Consider the following 20,297-nt stretch of genomic DNA (forward strand, 5'->3'; position numbering starts at 1 on the left):
GCGCTATTTGTTCTTGTTGGCGCGGTTGATGCGCTTGGCGCGGTCAATCTCATTGCGGAAATACTTCTTGGCCCAGAAAACACCCGTCACGACCGCTGCAACCACGATCAGGAAGATCAGAAATTCCATGATGCGCCCCTCTCTCTTGGGGCAACGATATCAGGGCACGGCCAAGCCATATGGACAGGTTGCGCTCAGTCCGTCCCGGCCGGCTTACCGCGGCTGAGCTTCCAGAGGGCGAGTGCGATGAGGCCGACTGCGATCAGGGCAAGAAGAGCATATGTGTACTGGCGCATGGCCCACATGATGCACAGAGCGACGCCCACCGCACCCCATCCAACAAAGAGCCGTTCGCCGTAGCCCAGCCCCGCCACGAGCAGCAGGGAGAAGAATGCCAGAACCCAAAGCTGCTGGGCGCCATCGCCGCTGAGGATCACCAGGACCCCGCACAACGAGAGCAGTCCGGCGGCAAGGCCCAGGTACAGCTTTCCGCCTGCGGCGTGGCCGGACCGGTAGCGCAGCACGCCAAGCGCCGCGGCCCACACCACATACCACTGGAGCGTCCAGAATGGGTCGGGCCACCCGGGTTCAGCAAACAGCGCCGCGCGCTGGACCGCGGCAGTCACGGCCAGGGAACCGAGCTCCGCTGCAGGCCTCCGCACCGCTGCCGGCGCCTCCAGCCAGACGACGACGGCGGTGACGGTTACCAGCGCAGCCCCCGCCCAGGATGTAGCGCCGTACAGCAACCCCGTGAGACCTGCGGCGGCAAACCCCAGGACTGCTGCTCCCACCAGGGAGACGTAGGGAATGTCGCGGTACCGGCCGTCCGCCTCGACCGGCCCGCGGGCCCGCCGCGTCGCATCTGACAGCCGGCGGCTGCGCAGCCTGCCCGCCGCGTAGAGTGCCACGGCCGCTGCACCGCCGCCACCCAGCCACGGCAGGTAAAAGCCCCACGGTCCCGGCACGTCTCCCAAGGCGTCCTCCGCCGCCATGACTGCACCAGCCAGCGCCGCCAGAACTGCCGGCGGGTAGAAACCGGGGAGCGGGTCGAGGTGCGCAGCCGCGAAACATGCAGCCGAGAGCGCGAGCACAGCCAGCCCGGAAATCCACTCCGCGGACGGAGGAGCCAGCGCGGCCGACACTGAGCCGAATGTGAGGGCAGCGGCCAGCCACAGCCAGCGGTCGACCCCTTCGCCTAAGCTGTGCCGCCACAAAATTGCGCCTGCTGTGGAGGCCAGGGACAGCGCCAGCAAAGCCAAAGCGACGCCCGTGTGGGTCAACACGGGGGCTGCGAGGAACACGGCAGCCGAGGAAAGCGGAGGGAAGGTCAGCAGCGGCCCCAGCGCGATCACGGCGAAGGCCGCAGCGTAGACGGCGAGGTAAACAGCTCCCCGGGCGGCAAAGAACCGGCCGGCCGCCACGGCGGAGAGCAGCAGCAGAAGCAAGGACAACAGCACGACCCAACGGCCGCCGTCGTCCGCGGTAAGATCCCCACGGAACGGCTGGGCAAGATATACGAGCGGAAGCAACACCTGGCCTGCCAGCGTGATCCAGACCGCTGCCTGCTGGAACGGGACGTCCGCCAGGCGGTACCGCATGACCCAGCGGATGACGTGCTGGGCCGCGAGCACCAGTGCGAAGGCCACCGCGACGACGGTGGCTGATGCCGAGACGTCGTAGCTGAGCACCACCGCCAGCGCTGCAGCAAGGACGCGGGCCGCCGCGAAGTACCCGCCTCTCCACATGCGGTTCTCCATGCCAACCACCATGGCTGCGCTGAAGACCGCGAAGACGGCCAGCAGAATCTCAACGGCGGGAAGGTTGTCGCCGCGTATCAGCAGCAGGAAGGCGAGCGTAGCCGGAGCGAACACCGCCGACCATGGCTGACGCCGGAGCAGATAGCCCGCAGCGGCGGCACCGCTGGAGAGGAGCACCGTGGTGAACAGGGCATGCGGCGACAGTGTCTCCGGATCGAAGACGGACGCAGGGATATCCACGGCAACGATAGCTGCTGCCTGCAGCACGAGAAGGACGGCGGCGTCCGCCAAATCATGTCCTTTTGCCGTCCCCCGGAGTGCCGCCCTCAACGGAACAGCGAGCTGAAGGAACAGCGCGACGGCGAGGACAGTGGCCGGCGCAAGGTGCTCCCCGCCGAGCCGCACGGGACCGGCGTCGCGGACGAGCTGGTGGAACAGGGTCAGCACCAGTGCCGTTGCGGCAGCACGGGCGAGCCACCAGTAGCATCGCCCGCGCGTGGTTCCTCCACGGACCGACGGCTCGGCCGGCGCTCCCCTGGTCGCCATGGGGGCAGCGTCCTTCCCTGCCCGGACGGCCGTCAGCGCAAGGTAGCCCGTAGTGACGAAAAGCGCCGCATTGCCCAGCGGGAGTGTGAGGGTTTCGAAGGCCAGGGGCACGGCTGCAGCGGAAACGAACAGCGGAACAGCCTCGGGGATGGATGGACGCCAGCCACCTTTGTTTTCCTGCCGCGTAAACAGCATCACGCCCACGACCAGCGAAGCAAGAAGCTGGGCACCGAGGGCTATGCCTCCTACGTGCTCCGCCTCAGGAAACAGCGAGGACTCCTCCTCAACGAGTGCCAGCACCGTCATGGCCCCCACGCCTGCGGCGGTGAACAGCGCGAGGGTGGCCTGCGGTGCCAAGGCCCGAATGCGGCGCCGGAGCAAGGCAGCGGTTCCCAGCTGCTGAAGGGCCAATACCAGGACCAGCACCAGGACGGCGTACTGGAACCGTGCGTCGCTGTCACCAACGACCGCAGCCGTCATAACCGGTGCCGCGAGGCTCACGGCAAGGCGGGCCGCGAGGATGAAATGGAGCCGCAGCGCCGCAGCGGGCGGGAGCGCCCGCAGGATCCAAAAGACGGCTGCGGCGGCGAGCAGTCCAGCCAGCGTCCAGGCACCCAGCGGGCCCGCCAGGAGGACGGCCATGCCGAGCGCTCCAACAGGGGCCCACTCCGCAGGCCCGCGTTGCCTGGCGGCAAGCACCATGCCTGTCAGGAGCGCCATCCACGTCAGTGCCGGCAGCATCCATCCTTCAGCTGCGCCTGCCAGCCCCATCATCAGATCCAAGGGCTCGGCGGCCGAGAAGACCACGGTCACCAGCAGCTGACAGCCAAAAGTGGCGAGCACGTCCGCCTGCCACCTGCGGTGGCGTATGACTCCGGTGACCGTGTCCTGGAACGGCCCCCTTCCCAGCCGGCCGGCAAAAAGGACAGTTGCCAGTGCCTGGGCGGCCAGCAGCATGGCTGCCGCGGCGAGGGCGGCACTCCCCCGGTTTGTCAGGTCCCATACCGCGACGGACGCCGCCACCGTCAGGCTGACCCTGGCCGCCAGGAACTGAAGTGTTCGAAAAACCGCCCCTGCTGACAGGGAGGTCACCGCGAAGTAGCAGCCGCACATCGCCATAATGCGCGCATAATCCCCCAGTCCAAGCATCAGAGGAACGATTGTGGCGGCAACCGCCACTGCCGGAACGATGAAGGGATGCAGCCGGGCTAGCGGCCGGAGGTACAGCGGCGGCAGCCACCGGGGCTGCAGGATGGCAAGGACCGTGAAGAACACCGCCACCCCAATAAGTGCCGTGAAATACCAGATCAGCGCCCCGCCAAGGACCGCGACCCCCGACCACGCGGTGGTTGCGAGGAATGACAGCGAGAGATAGACCAGGACCCGGCTCTCCAGGCGAACGGCCGCTACGGCATAGGCCGCTGTCCCTACGGCTGAGGTGGCCAGCCAGGACAGCGGCGCATTCTCCAGGACAAGGGTGTCCATGGCCAGGCCGGTCACCGGTATCAGGGCCAGCCCTGTTCCGGAGAAGGCGACGGCGGCCGGCTTAAGCCGCGGTGCCCGCCGGTGCAGGACCAGGCCCGCCACATAGAACAGGGCGGTGATGGTGCAGACACCCGCGAACCGCAACGGTGCGGGGAGTCCGGTGCCGATAAAGAGCGATCCGGCGGCGACGAGGAGCAGGCTGGCAACGTAGAGCGTGACGTTGATATTTTGCCGCTCGCGCTTGGCGCGCGCCTGCTCGCGCTCGGCCATGAGTTCGGCATCTGTACGGAGTTCGACCTGTGTGCGAGGAGGAATGGACGACGGACGTTCCCAGGCGGCCGGTCCTGCTGCTTGACCGACCTGGCGTGGCTGCGGTGCCAGCCGCCGGGGTTCGGGCCACACGGGCTTGGGCGGCGAGGGCTTCGGTCCCGGGGGTTCGGGTGCATGGGCACCAGTTCCCGCGGGTGCGCTGTTCGGGGGCGCAGCCGGTGAGGGCGCAGCCGGTTGGGCCGCAGCTCCGGAATGGGCCAGAGCGTCCACCCAACCCTGGAGGTGTCCGGCCCGGTAGCCGGCGTTGTACGCCTCATCCGTCGAGGTCCACATGCCGCCGCCTTCCGACTATTGCTGACGCCACGAGATTCCGGCAGCAATTAATCCAATGAATGGATTAAGAGTAGCAAAAAACAGCCCCGCTGCACTAGCAGCGGGGCTGTTTAGAAGATCTGTCCGGCCCTTAGGCCTTCCGATCCATGATCAGCAAGTTACTACTTGATGATCTTGGTGACACGTCCCGAACCAACGGTGCGGCCGCCTTCGCGGATAGCGAAGCCGAGGCCCTCTTCCATAGCGATCGGCTGGATGAGCGCAACGGTCATCTCAGTGTTGTCGCCGGGCATAACCATTTCCGTGCCTTCCGGCAGGGTGATAACGCCGGTGACGTCCGTGGTGCGGAAGTAGAACTGCGGGCGGTAGTTCGAGTAGAACGGGTTGTGACGTCCGCCTTCGTCCTTGGAGAGGATGTAGACGTTGGCCTCGAAGTCGGTGTGCGGGGTGATGGAACCCGGCTTCACGACAACCTGGCCACGCTCGACGTCATCGCGCTTCAGACCGCGGAGCAGGAGGCCACAGTTCTCGCCGGCCCATGCTTCGTCGAGCTGCTTGTGGAACATCTCGATACCGGTGACCGTGGTCTTCTGGATCGGGCGGATGCCGACGATCTCGACCTCAGAGTTGATGGCGAGGGTTCCACGCTCGGCGCGGCCTGTAACAACGGTGCCACGGCCGGTGATGGTGAAGACGTCTTCGATCGGCATCAGGAACGGCTTGTCGCGGTCACGTACGGGGTCCGGAACGGACTCGTCGACAGCAGCCATCAGGTCCTCAACGGACTTGACCCACTCGGGGTCGCCTTCCAGGGCCTTCAGGCCGGAAACGCGGACAACCGGAGCTTCGTCGCCGTCGAAGCCCTGGGAGCTCAGGAGCTCACGAACTTCCATTTCGACGAGGTCGAGGAGTTCCTCGTCATCAACCATGTCTGCCTTGTTCAGCGCGACCAGCAGGTAGGGAACGCCAACCTGGCGGGCGAGCAGAACGTGCTCGCGGGTCTGGGCCATCGGACCGTCAGTGGCGGCAACCACGAGGATTGCACCGTCCATCTGGGCAGCGCCGGTGATCATGTTCTTGATGTAGTCAGCGTGACCCGGAGCGTCTACGTGTGCGTAGTGGCGCTTCTCGGTCTGGTACTCAACGTGGGAGATGTTGATGGTAATGCCGCGCTGACGCTCTTCGGGAGCAGAGTCGATCGACGCGAAGTCACGCTTCTCGTTGAGAGTCGGGTACTTGTCGTACAGCACCTTGGAAATGGCGGCCGTCAACGTCGTCTTACCGTGGTCAACGTGACCAATGGTACCGATGTTAACGTGCGGCTTAGTCCGCTCGAACTTTGCCTTTGCCACAGGTTCCTCCTAGAACGTTTTTCAAATGACTTACCCTTCGACCGCGCTTGTCGCGGCAGAAACTCCAGTAAGTCTACTTGGGGGCTTTGGATTGGTGAAATTGCAGATTCAGGAACTAATACTAGCCCCTAGAGCCTGTTCGGCTCAGGCGGCCGGATCCGGTCTGGACCGGAAGCCGGCCGCCTGAGCCAGGCGGGTTCCCGTTGCCGGAAAACGCACCCGAGTTTTTCGCGTGAACAGTTGGAAGACTATTCGCCGCGGGTCTTCTGGATGATCTCGTCGGCAACTGCCTTCGGGACCTCGGCGTAGCTGTTGAACGTCATGGAGTACACAGCGCGGCCCTGGGTCTTCGAACGCAGGTCACCGATGTAGCCGAACATGCCGGACAGCGGGACGTGCGCACGGACAACCTTGACGCCCTGGGCATCCTCCATGGACTGCATCTGGCCACGGCGGGAGTTGAGGTCACCGATAACTTCACCCATGTATTCCTCAGGGGTGCGGACCTCAACATCCATCAGCGGTTCGAGCAGAACAGGGTTCGCCTTGCGTGCGGCTTCCTTGAAAGCCATACGGCCGGCGATCTTGAACGCCATTTCCGAGGAGTCAACATCGTGGTAGGCGCCGTCAATCAGCGTGGCCTTGATGCCGACAACCGGGTATCCGGCCAGGACGCCGTCGTTCAGCGCATCCTGGATACCGGCATCGACAGACGGGATGTACTCGCGCGGAACGCGGCCACCGGTGACCTTGTTCTCGAACTCGTACAGCTCGCCCTCAGCGGTGTCCAGCGGCTCGATCGCAATCTGGATCTTTGCGAACTGGCCGGAACCACCGGTCTGCTTCTTGTGCGTGTAGTCATGACGCTCTACAGCGCGCTTGATGGTCTCGCGGTAAGCAACCTGCGGCTTGCCAACATTGGCCTCGACCTTGAACTCGCGGCGCATGCGGTCCACCAGGATGTCCAGGTGGAGCTCGCCCATGCCGGCGATGATGGTCTGGCCGGTGTCTTCGTTGAGGGAGACCTGGAAAGTCGGGTCCTCAGCGGAGAGCTTCTGGATAGCCGTGGAGAGCTTCTCCTGGTCACCCTTGGTGTTCGGCTCGATGGCAACCGAGATCACGGGCTCCGGGAAGCTCATGGACTCGAGGACGATCTGGTTGCTGGAGTCGCACAGGGTGTCGCCCGTGGTGGTGTCCTTCAGACCGATGGCTGCGTAGATGTGGCCGGCGGTAGCGCCCTCAACAGGCATTTCCTTGTTGGCGTGCATCTGGAACAGCTTGCCGATGCGCTCCTTCTTGCCCTTGGTGGAGTTGACCACCTGCGCGCCTGCTTCCACGTGACCGGAGTACACGCGGATGAAGGTCAGCTGACCGAAGAACGGGTGCGCGGCAATCTTGAAGGCAAGAGCCGAGAAGGGCTCTTCCGAAGAAGGCTTGCGCGTCAGTTCCTTCTCTTCGTCGCGGGGATCGTGACCGATCATCGGCGGGACGTCGAGCGGGTTCGGCAGGTAGTCAACGACGGCATCCAGCATCGGCTGAACGCCGCGGTTCTTGAACGCGGAACCACAGAACACCGGGTAGATCTCCGAGTTGATCGTCATCTTGCGGATGCCGGCCTTGAGCTCGTCGATAGAGATCTCTTCGCCCTCGAGGTACTTCTCCATGAGTTCCTCGGAGGACTCTGCGACAGCCTCAACGAGGTTTGCACGGTATTCCTCGGCCTTGGCCTGGAGGTCCGCCGGGATTTCACGGATCTCGTACTTAGCGCCCATGGTGACGTCACCCTTGGCATCGCCAGGCCATACCAGTGCACGCATGTAGAGCAGGTCCACGACGCCGATGAAGTCGTTCTCGGCACCGATGGGCAGCTGCATGACCAGCGGCTTGGCACCAAGGCGGCTGATGATGGTGTCTACGGTGAAGTAGAAGTCAGCACCCAGCTTGTCCATCTTGTTGACGAAGCAGATACGGGGAACGTTGTACTTGTCAGCCTGACGCCATACGGTCTCGGACTGCGGCTCAACGCCTTCCTTGCCATCAAAGACGGCAACGGCACCGTCGAGGACGCGCAGGGAGCGCTCAACCTCAACGGTGAAGTCCACGTGGCCGGGGGTGTCAATGATGTTGATCTGGTTGTTTTCCCAGAAGCAGGTCACGGCGGCAGACGTGATGGTGATGCCGCGTTCCTTCTCCTGTTCCATCCAGTCGGTGGTCGACGCGCCGTCGTGCGTTTCGCCGATCTTGTGGTTCACACCTGTGTAGAACAGAATGCGCTCGGTGGTGGTGGTCTTGCCAGCATCAATGTGGGCCATGATGCCGATGTTGCGGACCTTACTAAGGTCTGTAAGCACGTCCTGTGCCACGGTGTCTCCCTTTCGGATGGACTACGCGTTCGCCGCCGGCTCGTCTGAGCCGGCGGCGTCCGGGAAGTTTTACCAGCGGTAGTGTGCGAAGGCCTTGTTCGACTCGGCCATCTTGTGGGTGTCTTCGCGACGCTTCACAGCGGCACCGAGACCGTTGGAGGCATCCAGGATTTCGTTCTGGAGGCGCTCGGTCATCGTCTTTTCGCGGCGGGCCTTGGAGTAGCCGACCAGCCAGCGCAGCGCGAGGGCGGTGGAACGGCCGGGCTTGACCTCAACCGGAACCTGGTAGGTGGCGCCACCGACACGGCGGGAGCGGACCTCGAGGGAAGGCTTGACGTTCTCCATGGCCTTCTTGAGGGCAGCAACGGGGTCGCCGCCGGACTTGGCACGTGCACCCTCGAGGGCACCGTAAACGATGCGCTCTGCAGTGGACTTCTTGCCGTCAACGAGCACCTTGTTGATCAGCTGGGTGACCAGCGGGGAGCCGTAAACGGGATCTAGTACGAGCGGCCGCTTGGGGGCCGGACCCTTGCGAGGCATATTACTTCTTCTCCATCTTTGCGCCGTAGCGGCTGCGGGCCTGCTTACGGTTCTTGACACCCTGGGTATCGAGGGCGCCGCGGACGATCTTGTAGCGGACACCGGGGAGGTCCTTCACACGACCACCACGAACGAGCACAATGGAGTGCTCCTGGAGGTTGTGGCCTACACCGGGGATGTAGGCGGTGACTTCAATGCCACCGTTAAGGCGCACACGTGCAACCTTACGCAGAGCCGAGTTCGGCTTCTTCGGGGTGGTGGTGTACACGCGGGTGCAGACACCGCGGCGCATCGGGCTGCCGTTAAGCGCTGGAGCCTTGGTCTTTTTGACCTTCGGCGTGCGGCCCTTGCGGACCAGCTGGTTAATCGTAGGCACTTTCGTGTTCTCCGTTTTATCCGGAACAGCCTCTTACAGCCGCTCTCTTTTTGCTTTGCCTCGCCGCCCGAGCTTTGAAGAAGTCTCCAGAGCAGCTGAGGCGAAGCCTTAATAGTCGGATCGCACACATGGGGAATGACCAGACTTTCGTCCTCAAAGGTCCCTAGGCATGCAAAAATGTGGCATACGTTGCACAAGAACCCTGCAAACCGGAAACGTCGCTCTGGTTCTGCCTTTAGGCTGATACAGCCATCTAGCTAAACCGGGCGCACTCATCCACTGCCACAATAACAATTGGTACTCAGTCTAACATGGACGGGTCCGAGACCTTAATCGGGGCCCGAACGGGATCGGGGCCCGAACGGGAAAGGCCCCGCCCCGCTCCGCTGATGAAAGCAGAGCGTGAACGGGGCCTTTCGCCAGGCGTTCCGTTACCGGAAGTCGTTGCCCAGGTCGTAGTCATCCAGCGGGATGGCGTGGAACTCAGGAGCTCCGTCGCCGCCCAGGGAATCGTAGGAGAAGTCGCTGAATGCGCTCGGGCCGGTGAACAGGTTGGCCTTTGCTTCTTCAGTCGGTTCCACCGTGACCTCCGTGTAGCGCGGGAGACCCGTGCCGGCCGGAATCAGCTTACCGATGATGACGTTCTCCTTGAGGCCGAGCAGCGGATCGCTCTTGCCTTCCATGGCCGCCTGCGTCAGGACGCGGGTGGTCTCCTGGAAGGAAGCTGCGGACAGCCAGGACTCGGTGGCCAGGGAGGCCTTGGTGATGCCCATGAGCTCAGGACGCCCGGAAGCCGGAGTCTTGCCCTCGGACACAACGCGGCGGTTGGCATCCTCAAACCGGCTGCGCTCGGCCAGCTCACCCGGGAGCAGGTCGGATTCGCCGGATTCGATGACCGTGACGCGGCGCAGCATCTGGCGGACGATGACTTCCACGTGCTTGTCGTGGATGCCAATACCCTGGCTGCGGTACACGCCCTGCACTTCGTCCACAAGGAACTTCTGTGCGGCACGCGGGCCCATGATGCGCAGGACCTGCTTCGGGTCGACCGGGCCGTTGATGAGCTTCTGGCCCACCGTGACGTGCTGGCCGTCCTCGATCAGGAGGCGCGAACGGCGCAGGACCGGGTACGCGATCTCTTCGGAGCCGTCATCCGGGGTGATGACCAGACGCATCTGGCGCTCGGACTCTTCGATGGTGATGCGGCCGGCTGCTTCAGCAATCGGCGCGACACCCTTCGGAGTACGGGCTTCGAAGAGCTCCTGGATACGGGGCAGACCCTGGGTGATGTCGTCGCCGCCGCCGGCGGAAACTGCACCACCGGTGTGGAACGTACGCATGGTCAGCTGGGTGCCCGGCTCACCGATGGACTGCGCGGCGATGATGCCGACAGCCTCACCGATGTCCACGGTCTTGCCGGTGGCCAGCGAACGGCCGTAGCAGAGGGCGCAGGTGCCGACGCTGGACTCACAGGTGAGTACGGAGCGGACCTTGACCTCGGTGATGCCGGCTGCGAACAGTTCGGCAATGACGACGTCGCCGCAGTCGGTGCCGGCCGCTGCCAGGACATTGCCCTTGGCATCGGTGACGTCGACGGCGAGCGTACGGGCGTAGGCGCTGTTCTCGACGTTCTCGTCCAGCACCAGTTCACCGTTGGCATCGGCGACGGCGATCGGAGTCACCAGGCCGCGCTCGGTGCCGCAGTCCTCTTCACGGACGATGACGTCCTGCGAAACGTCCACCAGACGACGGGTCAGGTAACCCGAGTTGGCGGTACGCAGCGCGGTGTCAGCCAGACCCTTACGGGCGCCGTGCGTGGCGATGAAGTATTCCAGCACCGACAGGCCCTCACGGTAGGAGGACTTAATCGGACGCGGGATGATTTCACCCTTCGGGTTGGCCACCAGGCCACGGATACCCGCGATCTGACGGACCTGCATCCAGTTACCACGTGCACCGGAGGACACCATGCGGTTGATGGTGTTCATTGGTGAGAGGCTGTCACGCATTGCCTGGGCAATCTCGTTGGTCGCCTTGTTCCAGATCTCGATCAGTTCCTGGCGGCGCTCGTCGTCGTCGATCAGGCCCTTGTCGTACTGGCCCTGAATCTTCGCAGCTCGCTCCTCGTAGCCGGCCAGAAGCGCCGGCTTGGAGGCCGGGACCTCAATGTCGGAGATGGCGACGGTGACGCCCGAGCGGGTGGCCCAGTAGAAGCCGGCATCCTTCAGGTTGTCCAGCGTTGCCGCGGTAACAACCTTCGGGTAGCGCTCGGCGAGGTCGTTGACGATGCGGGACAGTTCGCCCTTGTCAGCAACAGCCTCAACCCACGGGTAGTCCTCGGGCAGGGTCTCGTTGAAGAGGACCTGGCCGAGCGAGGTCTGGACCAGCGCAGGCTGACCCTGTTCCCAGCCTTCCGGAGCTTCCCAGCCCGCGTAAGGGACGAAGCCCTCGAGGCGGATCTTGACCTGGGAGTTCAGGTGCAGGTCGTGGGCATCGAACGCCATGATGGCTTCCGACACCGAACCGAAGATCCGGCCTTCGCCAGCTGAACCGACACGCTTAGTGGTCAGGTGGTAGAGGCCGATGATCATATCCTGCGAAGGCAGGGTCACCGGACGGCCGTCGGACGGCTTCAGGATGTTGTTCGACGAAAGCATCAGGATACGTGCCTCGGCCTGGGCCTCGGGGCTCAGCGGCAGGTGCACTGCCATCTGGTCGCCGTCGAAGTCAGCGTTGAAGGCGCCACAGACCAGCGGGTGAAGCTGGATGGCCTTGCCTTCAACAAGCTGGGGCTCGAACGCCTGGATGCCGAGGCGGTGCAGGGTAGGTGCACGGTTCAGCAGCACGGGGTGCTCGGTGATGATCTCTTCCAGGACGTCCCAGACCTGCGGACGGTAACGCTCAACCATGCGCTTGGCCGACTTGATGTTCTGGGCGTGGTTGAGGTCAACCAGGCGCTTCATCACGAACGGCTTGAAGAGCTCCAGGGCCATCTGCTTGGGCAGACCACACTGGTGCAGCTTCAGCTGCGGGCCGACCACGATGACCGAACGGCCGGAGTAGTCAACGCGCTTGCCGAGGAGGTTCTGGCGGAAACGGCCCTGCTTGCCCTTGAGCATGTCGCTCAGGGACTTCAGCGGACGGTTGCCCGGTCCGGTGACCGGACGGCCGCGGCGGCCGTTGTCGAAGAGGCTGTCAACAGCTTCCTGAAGCATGCGCTTCTCGTTGTTGACGATGATCTCCGGAGCACCCAGGTCAAGCAGACGCTTGAGGCGGTTGTTGCGGTTGATCACACGGCGGTACAGGTCGTTGAGGTCGGAGGTCGCGAAGCGGCCACCGTCCAGCTGGACCATCGGGCGCAGTTCCGGCGGGATCACCGGGACAGCGTCCAGCACCATGCCGAGCGGGCTGTTGTTGGTGGTCAGGAACGCGTTGACAACCTTCAGACGCTTCAGGGCGCGGGTCTTGCGCTGGCCCTTGCCGTTGGCGATGACGTCGCGCAGCGCGTCGGACTCGGCCTGCATGTCGAAGCTCTCAAGACGCTTCTTGATGGCTTCGGCACCCATGGAGCCTTCGAAGTAGATGCCGTAGCGGTCGCGCAGCTCACGGTACAGGCCTTCGTCACCTTCCAGGTCGGCGACCTTCAGGTTCTTGAACCGGTCCCAGACCTGCTCGAGGCGCTCGATCTCGGCGTCGGCACGCTTGCGGACGTTCGCCATCTGGCGGTCAGCCGAATCGCGGGCCTTCTTCTTGTCGGCGGCCTTGGCGCCTTCACCCTCGAGACGGGCAAGCTCGTTCTCAAGGTCGCGGGCGATCGTCGCGATGTCGGAGTCGCGGTTGTCGATCAGCTGCTTCTTCTCGATGTCGTGCTCAACCTGCAGGTTGGGCAGCTCCGCGTGGCGGCTTTCCTCATCGACGCTGGTGATCATGTAGGCAGCGAAGTAGATGACCTTTTCCAGGTCCTTCGGTGCCAGGTCAAGGAGGTAGCCCAGGCGGGAGGGAACACCCTTGAAGTACCAGATGTGGGTTACAGGCGCAGCCAGCTCGATGTGGCCCATGCGCTCACGGCGCACCTTGGCACGGGTGACTTCAACGCCACACCGCTCACAGATGATGCCCTTGAAGCGCACACGCTTGTACTTGCCGCAGTAGCATTCCCAGTCACGGGACGGGCCGAAGATCTTCTCGCAGAAGAGGCCGTCCTTCTCGGGCTTGAGCGTGCGGTAGTTGATGGTTTCCGGCTTCTTAACCTCGCCGTACGACCAGCCGCGGATGTCTTCCGCGGTGGCGAGGCCGATCTGCATGAGGCCGAAGGAGGATTCGCTGGACATATGGTCCCTGTTCTCTCTTGTTCTCTAAATTCTGAAGTCTTGGTTGCGGGATGAGGAAGGTGGCGTACGACGGCGGGTGCGAACCCGCCGTCGTAAACCCCTGCTAAACCTCTTCTACGGAACTGGGCTCTGCACGAGACAGATCGATGCCCAGTTCTTCCGCAGCCGTGAAGACTGCGTCATCAGAGTCACGCATTTCAATTGTGGTTCCGTCCGTGGAAAGCACTTCCACGTTCAGGCACAGCGACTGCATTTCCTTGATCAAGACCTTGAAGGACTCAGGAACGCCCGGCTCGGGGATGTTCTCGCCCTTGACGATGGCTTCGTAGACCTTCACACGACCGTGGATGTCATCCGACTTGATCGTCAGGAGCTCCTGGAGCGTGTAGGCGGCGCCGTAAGCTTCGAGGGCCCACACTTCCATTTCACCGAAGCGCTGGCCACCGAACTGTGCCTTACCACCCAGCGGCTGCTGCGTGATCATGGAGTACGGGCCCGTGGAGCGCGCGTGGATCTTGTCGTCCACCAGGTGGTGGAGCTTCAGGATGTACATGTAGCCGACCGAGATCGGATCCGGGAACGGCTCGCCGGAGCGGCCGTCGAACAGGCGGGTCTTGCCCGAGGAGTTGATCAGGCGCTCACCGTCGCGGGTCAGGTTGGTGGAGTCCAGCAGGCCCGTGATTTCCTCTTCGCGGGCACCGTCGAAGACCGGCGTTGCAACAGTGGTCTGGCCACTCTCGCGCGGCAGGTTCGGCAGCTGCTTGGCCCACTCGGGCTCGCCTTCGATCTTCCAGCCGGTCTTGGCAACCCAGCCCAGGTGCGTTTCCAGCACCTGGCCGACGTTCATACGGCCCGGGACACCCAGCGGGTTCAGGACGATATCGACGGGGGTACCGTCGGCAAGGAAGGGCATGTCCTCGACCGGAAGGATCTTGGAGATAACACCCTTGTTGCCGTGGCGGCCGGCGAGCTTGTCGCCGTCGGTGATCTTGCGCTTGGCAGCAACGTAGACGCGGACCAGCTGGTTCACGCCTGGGGGCAACTCGTCGTCGTTGTCGCGGTCGAAGACGCGGACGCCGATGACGGTGCCCGACTCGCCGTGGGGCACCTTCAGGGAGGTGTCGCGCACTTCGCGGGACTTCTCACCGAAGATGGCGCGCAGCAGGCGCTCTTCCGGGGTCAGTTCGGTTTCACCCTTAGGGGTGACCTTTCCGACCAGGATGTCGCCTGCTTCAACCTCGGCACCGATGTGGATGATGCCGCGCTCGTCCAAACCTGCAAGGACTTCCTCAGACACGTTGGGGATGTCACGGGTGATTTCCTCGGCACCAAGCTTGGTGTCGCGGGCATCGATCTCGTGCTCCTCGATGTGGATGGAGGAAAGAACGTCCTCAGCCACGATGCGCTGGGACAGGATGATCGCATCCTCGAAGTTGTGGCCTTCCCATGACATGAATGCCACGAGCAGGTTCTTACCGAGGGCGAGCTCGCCCTGGTCCGTTGCCGGGCCGTCGGCGATGATGCCGCCGACCTCCAGGCGCTGGCCTTCGCTCACCAGAACGCGGTGGTTGTAGCAGTTGCCCTGGTTGGAGCGGGCGAACTTGTTGATGCGGTAGTTGGTCTCCGTACCGTCGTCGTTGAGCATGATGACGAGCTCAGCGGAAACCTCGGTGACCACACCGGCCTTCTTCGCGATGACAACGTCACCGGCGTCGACGGCTGCCGCGCGTTCCATGCCGGTACCCACGAACGGGGCTTCGGAACGGACCAGCGGCACAGCCTGGCGCTGCATGTTGGCACCCATGAGTGCACGGTTGGCGTCGTCGTGCTCGAGGAACGGGATCAGGGCGGTTGCCACGGACACCATCTGGCGCGGGGAAACGTCCATGAACTGCACGTCGGCTGCGGGAACGAGAACAGGCTCGCCTCCACCACCGCGGGCACGGACCAGGACGGTCTCTTCAGCGAACTTCTTGGTGGCGTCCAGCGGAGCGTTGGCCTGTGCGATCAGGACCTCGGCTTCGTCATCGGCCGTGAGGTACTGGACATCGTCGGAAACCACGCCGTCCTTCACAAGGCGGTACGGGGTTTCGATGAAGCCGAAGGGGTTGATGCGGCCGTAGGATGCCAGCGAACCGATCAGACCAATGTTCGGGCCTTCAGGCGTTTCGATGGGGCACATACGTCCGTAGTGGGACGGGTGAACGTCTCGGACTTCCATGCCTGCACGGTCACGGGACAGACCGCCCGGGCCAAGTGCGGACAGGCGGCGCTTGTGGGTCAGACCCGACAGCGGGTTGTTCTGGTCCATGAACTGGGACAGCTGGGACGTTCCGAAGAACTCCTTGATGGCTGCCACCACCGGGCGGATGTTGATCAGGGTCTGCGGCGTGATCGCCTCGACGTCCTGGGTGGTCATACGCTCGCGGACGACGCGCTCCATACGGGACAGGCCGGTGCGGACCTGGTTCTCGATGAGCTCGCCGACGGCGCGGATGCGGCGGTTGCCGAAGTGGTCGATGTCATCGATTTCGACGCGCAGCTCGTGGTCTTCGCCGTCGCGCTTGCCCATGAGGGTCTTCTCACCGGCGTGCAGCGCAACCAGGAACTTGATCATGGCGACGATGTCTTCAACGTGCAGGACCGAGGCTTCCTTGTCGCCAAGGGAGCGGTCGATGCCAAGCTTGCGGTTGATCTTGTAACGGCCGACCTTGGCCAGATCGTAGCGCTTGGAGTTGAAGTACAGGTTGTCCAGCAGGGACTGGGCAGCCTCGACGGTGGGCGGCTCGCCCGGACGCAGCTTGCGGTAGATGTCCAGCAGGGCGTCTTCGCGGGTTTCGGTGGCGTCCTTCTCCAGCGTGGCGCGCATGGAGTCGTACTGGCCGAACTCTTCGAGGATCTGGCCTTCGGTCCAGCCGAGGGCCTTCAGCAGCACGGTGACGGACTGCTTGCGCTTGCGGTCGAGGCGCACGCCGACCTGGTCGCGCTTGTCGATCTCAAGCTCGAACCATGCACCGCGGGACGGGATGATCTTTGCGGTGAAGATGTCCTTGTCGCTGGTCTTGTCGGCGGTGCGCTCGAAGTAGGCGCCCGGCGAACGGACCAGCTGGGAAACGACGACACGCTCAGTGCCGTTGACGACGAAGGTGCCCTTCTCGGTCATCAGCGGGAAGTCACCCATGAACACGGTCTGCTGCTTGATTTCGCCCGTGTTGTTGTTCATGAATTCGGCCTTGACGTACAGCGGTGCCGAGTACGTTGCGTCCCGGTCCTTGCATTCGGCCATGGTGTACTTCGGGTCAGCGAACTCCGGATCGGAGAAGCTCAGGGACATGGTGCCCTGGAAGTCCTCAATCGGGGAGATCTCTTCGAAGATGTCGGAAAGTCCGGAGGTGGTGGCGACGCTGAGGTCGCCTTCTTCGACGGCCTTCGCTACGCGTGCCTGCCAGCGTTCGTTTCCAACCAGCCAGTCGAAGCTGTCCGTCTGGAGGGCAAGCAGATTCGGAACGTCAAGAGGTTCGTGAATCTTTGCGAATGAGAGCCGGCGAGTTGCACCATCGGTGCTTGCCGTGTTAGCGGTTTCGTTATTAGAGGTGCTCGAGGCGACCAAGAGGGATCCTTCCACAGACCTTCAGGCGTTTTCAGATCTCCCCCGCTATGTACCCTGCGAAAGTGACTCCGCAGTGCTACCAACCGGTTCCGCTATATGACCCGGACCTGGCCTGCCCATGCTGGTGACGTTGTACACGGCACATTGATGGAGCAGCTGCCAGGAGAAGCCCACCGCTATATGAAGGCTGAAGGTAAACAGGGAAGACGCAAATATCTACGATACGGCAAAACCCTACGCGTGTCTACCCCACTTCGGTTGGTAATGCAAGCACTGTTGCCGGAGGCACCTATTCATCAGGGCGGAGGCACCTATTAGCCAGCCGGAGGCACCTATTCATCGGCCGGAGGCACCTGTTTGTCAGGCAGGATCTGCCCGCCGGCCGGCACCCCGGAATTCCGTCCGGCCGTACAACGTTTGAATGGATAGGTGACCATGTGCACGCTAACCTAGGCTTATATCGCCACAAATCGGGAGAGATTACCATGAACAACTCCGCAGACAACAACGATGTTGTCGTACTGTCCGGCGCACGGACACCGCAGGGCCGTCTCAACGGCCAACTGGCGAGCTTCACCGCCGTCGAACTCGGGACGCACGCCATCAAGGCGGCGGTCGCAGCCAGCGGTGTCCGCGCCGACCAGGTGGACGCGGTCATCATGGGGCAGGTGCTGCAGGCGGGCGCGGGGCAGAACCCGGCTAGGCAGAGTGCGATCGGTGCTGGAATCGGCTGGAACGTGCCCACCGTGACCATCAACAAGGTATGCCTCTCCGGACTGACCGCCGTGATCGATGCGGCGAGGATGATCCGCAGTGGCGATGCCGCCGTCGTCGTTGCGGGAGGCCAGGAGTCCATGACCCGGGCGCCGCACGTACTTCCCGGTTCACGGCAGGGCTGGAATTACGGCGCCATCCAGGCACTGGACGTCGCAGCGCACGACGGCCTGACGGATGCATTCGACGGGCAGTCGATGGGTCTCTCCACCGAAAGCAAGAACCTCGTGCTCGGCATCGACCGTGCCTCGCAGGACAACGTCGCCGCCCAATCGCACCAGCGGGCGGCCCTCGCCGCGAAAAACGGGGTCTTCGACGACGAGATCGCGCCCATCAGCGTCAAGCAGCGCAAGGGTGATCCGGTGGTTGTCACCTCCGACGAAGGCGTCCGCCCCAATACGTCGGTCGAATCCCTGGCAGGACTCCGCGCCGCGTTTGTCACGGACGGCACCATCACTGCGGGCAACTCCTCCCCCTTGTCCGACGGCGCCTCCGCACTGGTCCTGACGTCCCGCAGGTTTGCGGAGGAGAACGGCCTGGAATACCTCGCCGTCGTGGGCAAGCCGGGCCAGGTGGCCGGCCCCGACAACTCCCTGCACTCGCAGCCCTCCAACGCGATCCGTAACGCACTGGACCGCGCCGGCTGGACCATGGCCGACCTGGACTTCATTGAGATCAATGAGGCGTTCGGTTCGGTCGCCGTGCAGTCCCTCAAGGACCTCGACTACCCGCTGGAACAGTGCAACATCCACGGCGGGGCCATCGCCCTGGGCCACCCCATCGGCGCCTCGGGTGCCCGGCTTGCCCTCCATGCGGCGCACGAGCTGAAACGGCGCGGCCACGGCAAGGCGGCGGTTTCCCTGTGCGGCGGCGGCGGCCAGGGCGAAGCCCTGCTGCTGTACCGCGACTGATGGAGGCCTTGTCGGCGGCCGGGGCTGATGGCTCCGGCGCGACCGGCGCCGGAAGGGAGCGCTTCCTCGCCGACGCCGCCGCCCGCGGCCTCGACGTCGAAATCGTGGAGCGGCTCGCCGCCCACAGCCTCGAGGAGGCCGCGCAGATCCTCGGGATCACGCCGGCCGACATCGTGAAGTCCCTCGTGGTGAAACACAAGGACGGCAGCTTCCTGTTCGCCCTTATTCCCGGGGACCGCCAGATTTCCTGGCCCAAGCTCAGGAACCTCGTGGGCGTCAACAAATTGTCCATGCCCACAGCGGACGTTGCCCTGGAAGCCACGGGCTACGAGCGCGGAACCATCACCCCGCTGGGCAGCACGAGGGCCTGGCCCGTGTATGCAGACGAGACCATTGCGGGCCGCCGCATCTCGATGGGCGCCGGCCAGCACGGCTACAGCGCTTTCGTCGAAGCCGATGCCCTGGTGGCCGCGCTCGGCGCTGTGGTGGCGGACATCAGCGACCCGAACCAGACGGGTTAAATGCAGGCATCTCCTTAAACGCAGGAATCCCCGCCCACCGGAGTGGACGGGGATTCCTTCAAAGCAGTCGTTACTTGAGGGTAACGGTGGCACCGGCAGCCTCGAGCTGCTCCTTTGCCTTCTCGGCAGCTTCCTTGGTGGCGCCTTCGAGAACAGCCTTGGGAGCGCTGTCAACCAGGTCCTTGGCTTCCTTGAGGCCCAGGGAAGTGATGGCGCGAACTTCCTTGATCACTGCGATCTTCTTGTCGCCAGCAGCTTCGAGAACGACGTCGAAGTCGGTCTTCTCTTCAGCCTCTTCTGCAGCGCCACCGGCAGCGGGGCCGGCAACAGCAACAGCAGCAGCGGTAACTTCGAAGGTCTCTTCGAAGAGCTTGACGAACTCGGAGAGCTCGATGATGGTCAGTTCCTTGAAAGCTTCAATGAGCTCTTCGTTGGTGAGCTTCGCCATGGTTGGCGTCCTTCCTATAGTGGTGATCGGCGGCGGCATGCCGCGCCTTTCACCGGAGTCTGGTTTGAAAAGAGAAATTACTTCTCTTCTGCGGCGGCTTCAGCCGGAGCTTCGGCCTCTGCTGCTTCTGCGGCGGGTGCTTCTTCAGCGGCGGGAGCAGCGGCTTCAGCCGGAGCACCGTTCTCTTCTTCAAGCTTGAGGCGCAGGGCGTCGATGATGCGTGCAGCAGCGGCGGCAGGGGCCTTGAGGACGCCTGCAACCTTGGCGAGCTGCAGCTCGCGGGACTCGAGTGCTGCCAGGGCAGCAACTTCGCTGGCGTTCAGTGCCTTGCCCTCGAAGTAACCGGTCTTGATGACCAGCTGCTTGTTGGTCTTGGCAAAATCCGTCAGGCTCTTGGCAGCTGCAACTGCGTCACCCTTGATGAACGCAATTGCAGTGGGGCCGGCAAGCTGGCCGTCGAATGCTTCGACACCGGCTTCCTTGGCTGCAATGGCGGTCAGGGTGTTCTTGACGACCGCGAACTTGGTGTCCTGGCCGAGAGAAACACGCAGCTGCTTGAGCTGTGCAACGGTGAGCCCACGGTATTCGGTCAGGACAGCGGCGTTCGATTCCTTGAAATCGTTAGTGATCTCAGCTACTGCTGAAACCTTGGTAGGCGTTGCCATAACCCTCCTTCCGGG

The 20,297-nt window shown here is 63.5% G+C and carries 12 protein-coding genes; 2 read left to right on the plus strand and 10 right to left on the minus strand.

Going from position 1 to position 20,297, the window contains the following annotated elements:
* Positions 1–3: 3 nt before the first annotated feature.
* From AC6CH3_RS14710 to rpoB, 8 genes are all read right to left on the minus strand, one after another.
* Positions 4–129: a hypothetical protein gene (locus tag AC6CH3_RS14710; protein ID WP_498133129.1), complete on the minus strand. Its 126-nt coding sequence runs from the start codon at positions 127–129 to the stop codon at positions 4–6.
* A gap of 65 nt (positions 130–194) precedes the next feature.
* On the minus strand, positions 195–4,391 hold the full coding sequence (locus AC6CH3_RS14715; protein WP_498133130.1) for a hypothetical protein: 4,197 nt from the start codon (positions 4,389–4,391) through the stop codon (positions 195–197).
* Positions 4,392–4,552: 161 nt separating this feature from the next.
* Positions 4,553–5,743: an elongation factor Tu gene (tuf, locus tag AC6CH3_RS14720; protein ID WP_498133131.1), complete on the minus strand. Its 1,191-nt coding sequence runs from the start codon at positions 5,741–5,743 to the stop codon at positions 4,553–4,555.
* A gap of 248 nt (positions 5,744–5,991) precedes the next feature.
* Positions 5,992–8,106 (minus strand): elongation factor G, encoded by a 2,115-nt coding sequence (gene fusA, locus AC6CH3_RS14725; RefSeq protein WP_498133132.1) that lies wholly within the window; start codon positions 8,104–8,106, stop codon positions 5,992–5,994.
* Positions 8,107–8,175: 69 nt separating this feature from the next.
* A complete protein-coding gene (rpsG, locus tag AC6CH3_RS14730) occupies positions 8,176–8,646 on the minus strand; it encodes a 30S ribosomal protein S7 (RefSeq protein WP_011692813.1) in 471 nt (156 codons plus the stop codon).
* A gap of 1 nt (position 8,647) precedes the next feature.
* Positions 8,648–9,022: a 30S ribosomal protein S12 gene (gene rpsL / locus AC6CH3_RS14735; RefSeq protein ID WP_018773658.1), complete on the minus strand. Its 375-nt coding sequence runs from the start codon at positions 9,020–9,022 to the stop codon at positions 8,648–8,650.
* A gap of 431 nt (positions 9,023–9,453) precedes the next feature.
* Positions 9,454–13,353 (minus strand): DNA-directed RNA polymerase subunit beta', encoded by a 3,900-nt coding sequence (locus tag AC6CH3_RS14740; RefSeq protein WP_498133133.1) that lies wholly within the window; start codon positions 13,351–13,353, stop codon positions 9,454–9,456.
* Between the two features lie 103 nt (positions 13,354–13,456).
* Positions 13,457–16,963: a DNA-directed RNA polymerase subunit beta gene (gene rpoB / locus AC6CH3_RS14745; protein WP_498133134.1), complete on the minus strand. Its 3,507-nt coding sequence runs from the start codon at positions 16,961–16,963 to the stop codon at positions 13,457–13,459.
* 485 nt (positions 16,964–17,448) lie between these two features.
* Between rpoB and AC6CH3_RS14750 the strand changes: the two genes are divergently transcribed.
* Both AC6CH3_RS14750 and AC6CH3_RS14755 read left to right on the plus strand, forming a co-directional pair.
* Entirely contained in the window at positions 17,449–18,648 is a 1,200-nt protein-coding gene (locus tag AC6CH3_RS14750; RefSeq protein ID WP_498133135.1) for an acetyl-CoA C-acetyltransferase, read from the plus strand.
* Complete coding sequence (locus tag AC6CH3_RS14755; RefSeq protein WP_498133136.1) at positions 18,648–19,169, plus strand: aminoacyl-tRNA deacylase; 522 nt, start codon at positions 18,648–18,650, stop codon at positions 19,167–19,169. The genes AC6CH3_RS14750 and AC6CH3_RS14755 overlap by 1 nt, the downstream gene beginning before the upstream one ends.
* Before the next feature lie 70 nt (positions 19,170–19,239).
* On the opposite strand, the gene rplL is transcribed toward AC6CH3_RS14755, so the two are convergent.
* Entirely contained in the window at positions 19,240–19,617 is a 378-nt protein-coding gene (gene rplL / locus AC6CH3_RS14760) for a 50S ribosomal protein L7/L12 (protein ID WP_494034628.1), read from the minus strand.
* 77 nt (positions 19,618–19,694) lie between these two features.
* Positions 19,695–20,282, minus strand: a complete 588-nt coding sequence (gene rplJ, locus AC6CH3_RS14765; protein ID WP_400580309.1) for a 50S ribosomal protein L10 — start codon at positions 20,280–20,282, stop codon at positions 19,695–19,697.
* Positions 20,283–20,297 lie beyond the last annotated feature (15 nt).

It is taken from the genome of Arthrobacter sp. GQ119 (genome assembly GCF_059759125.1).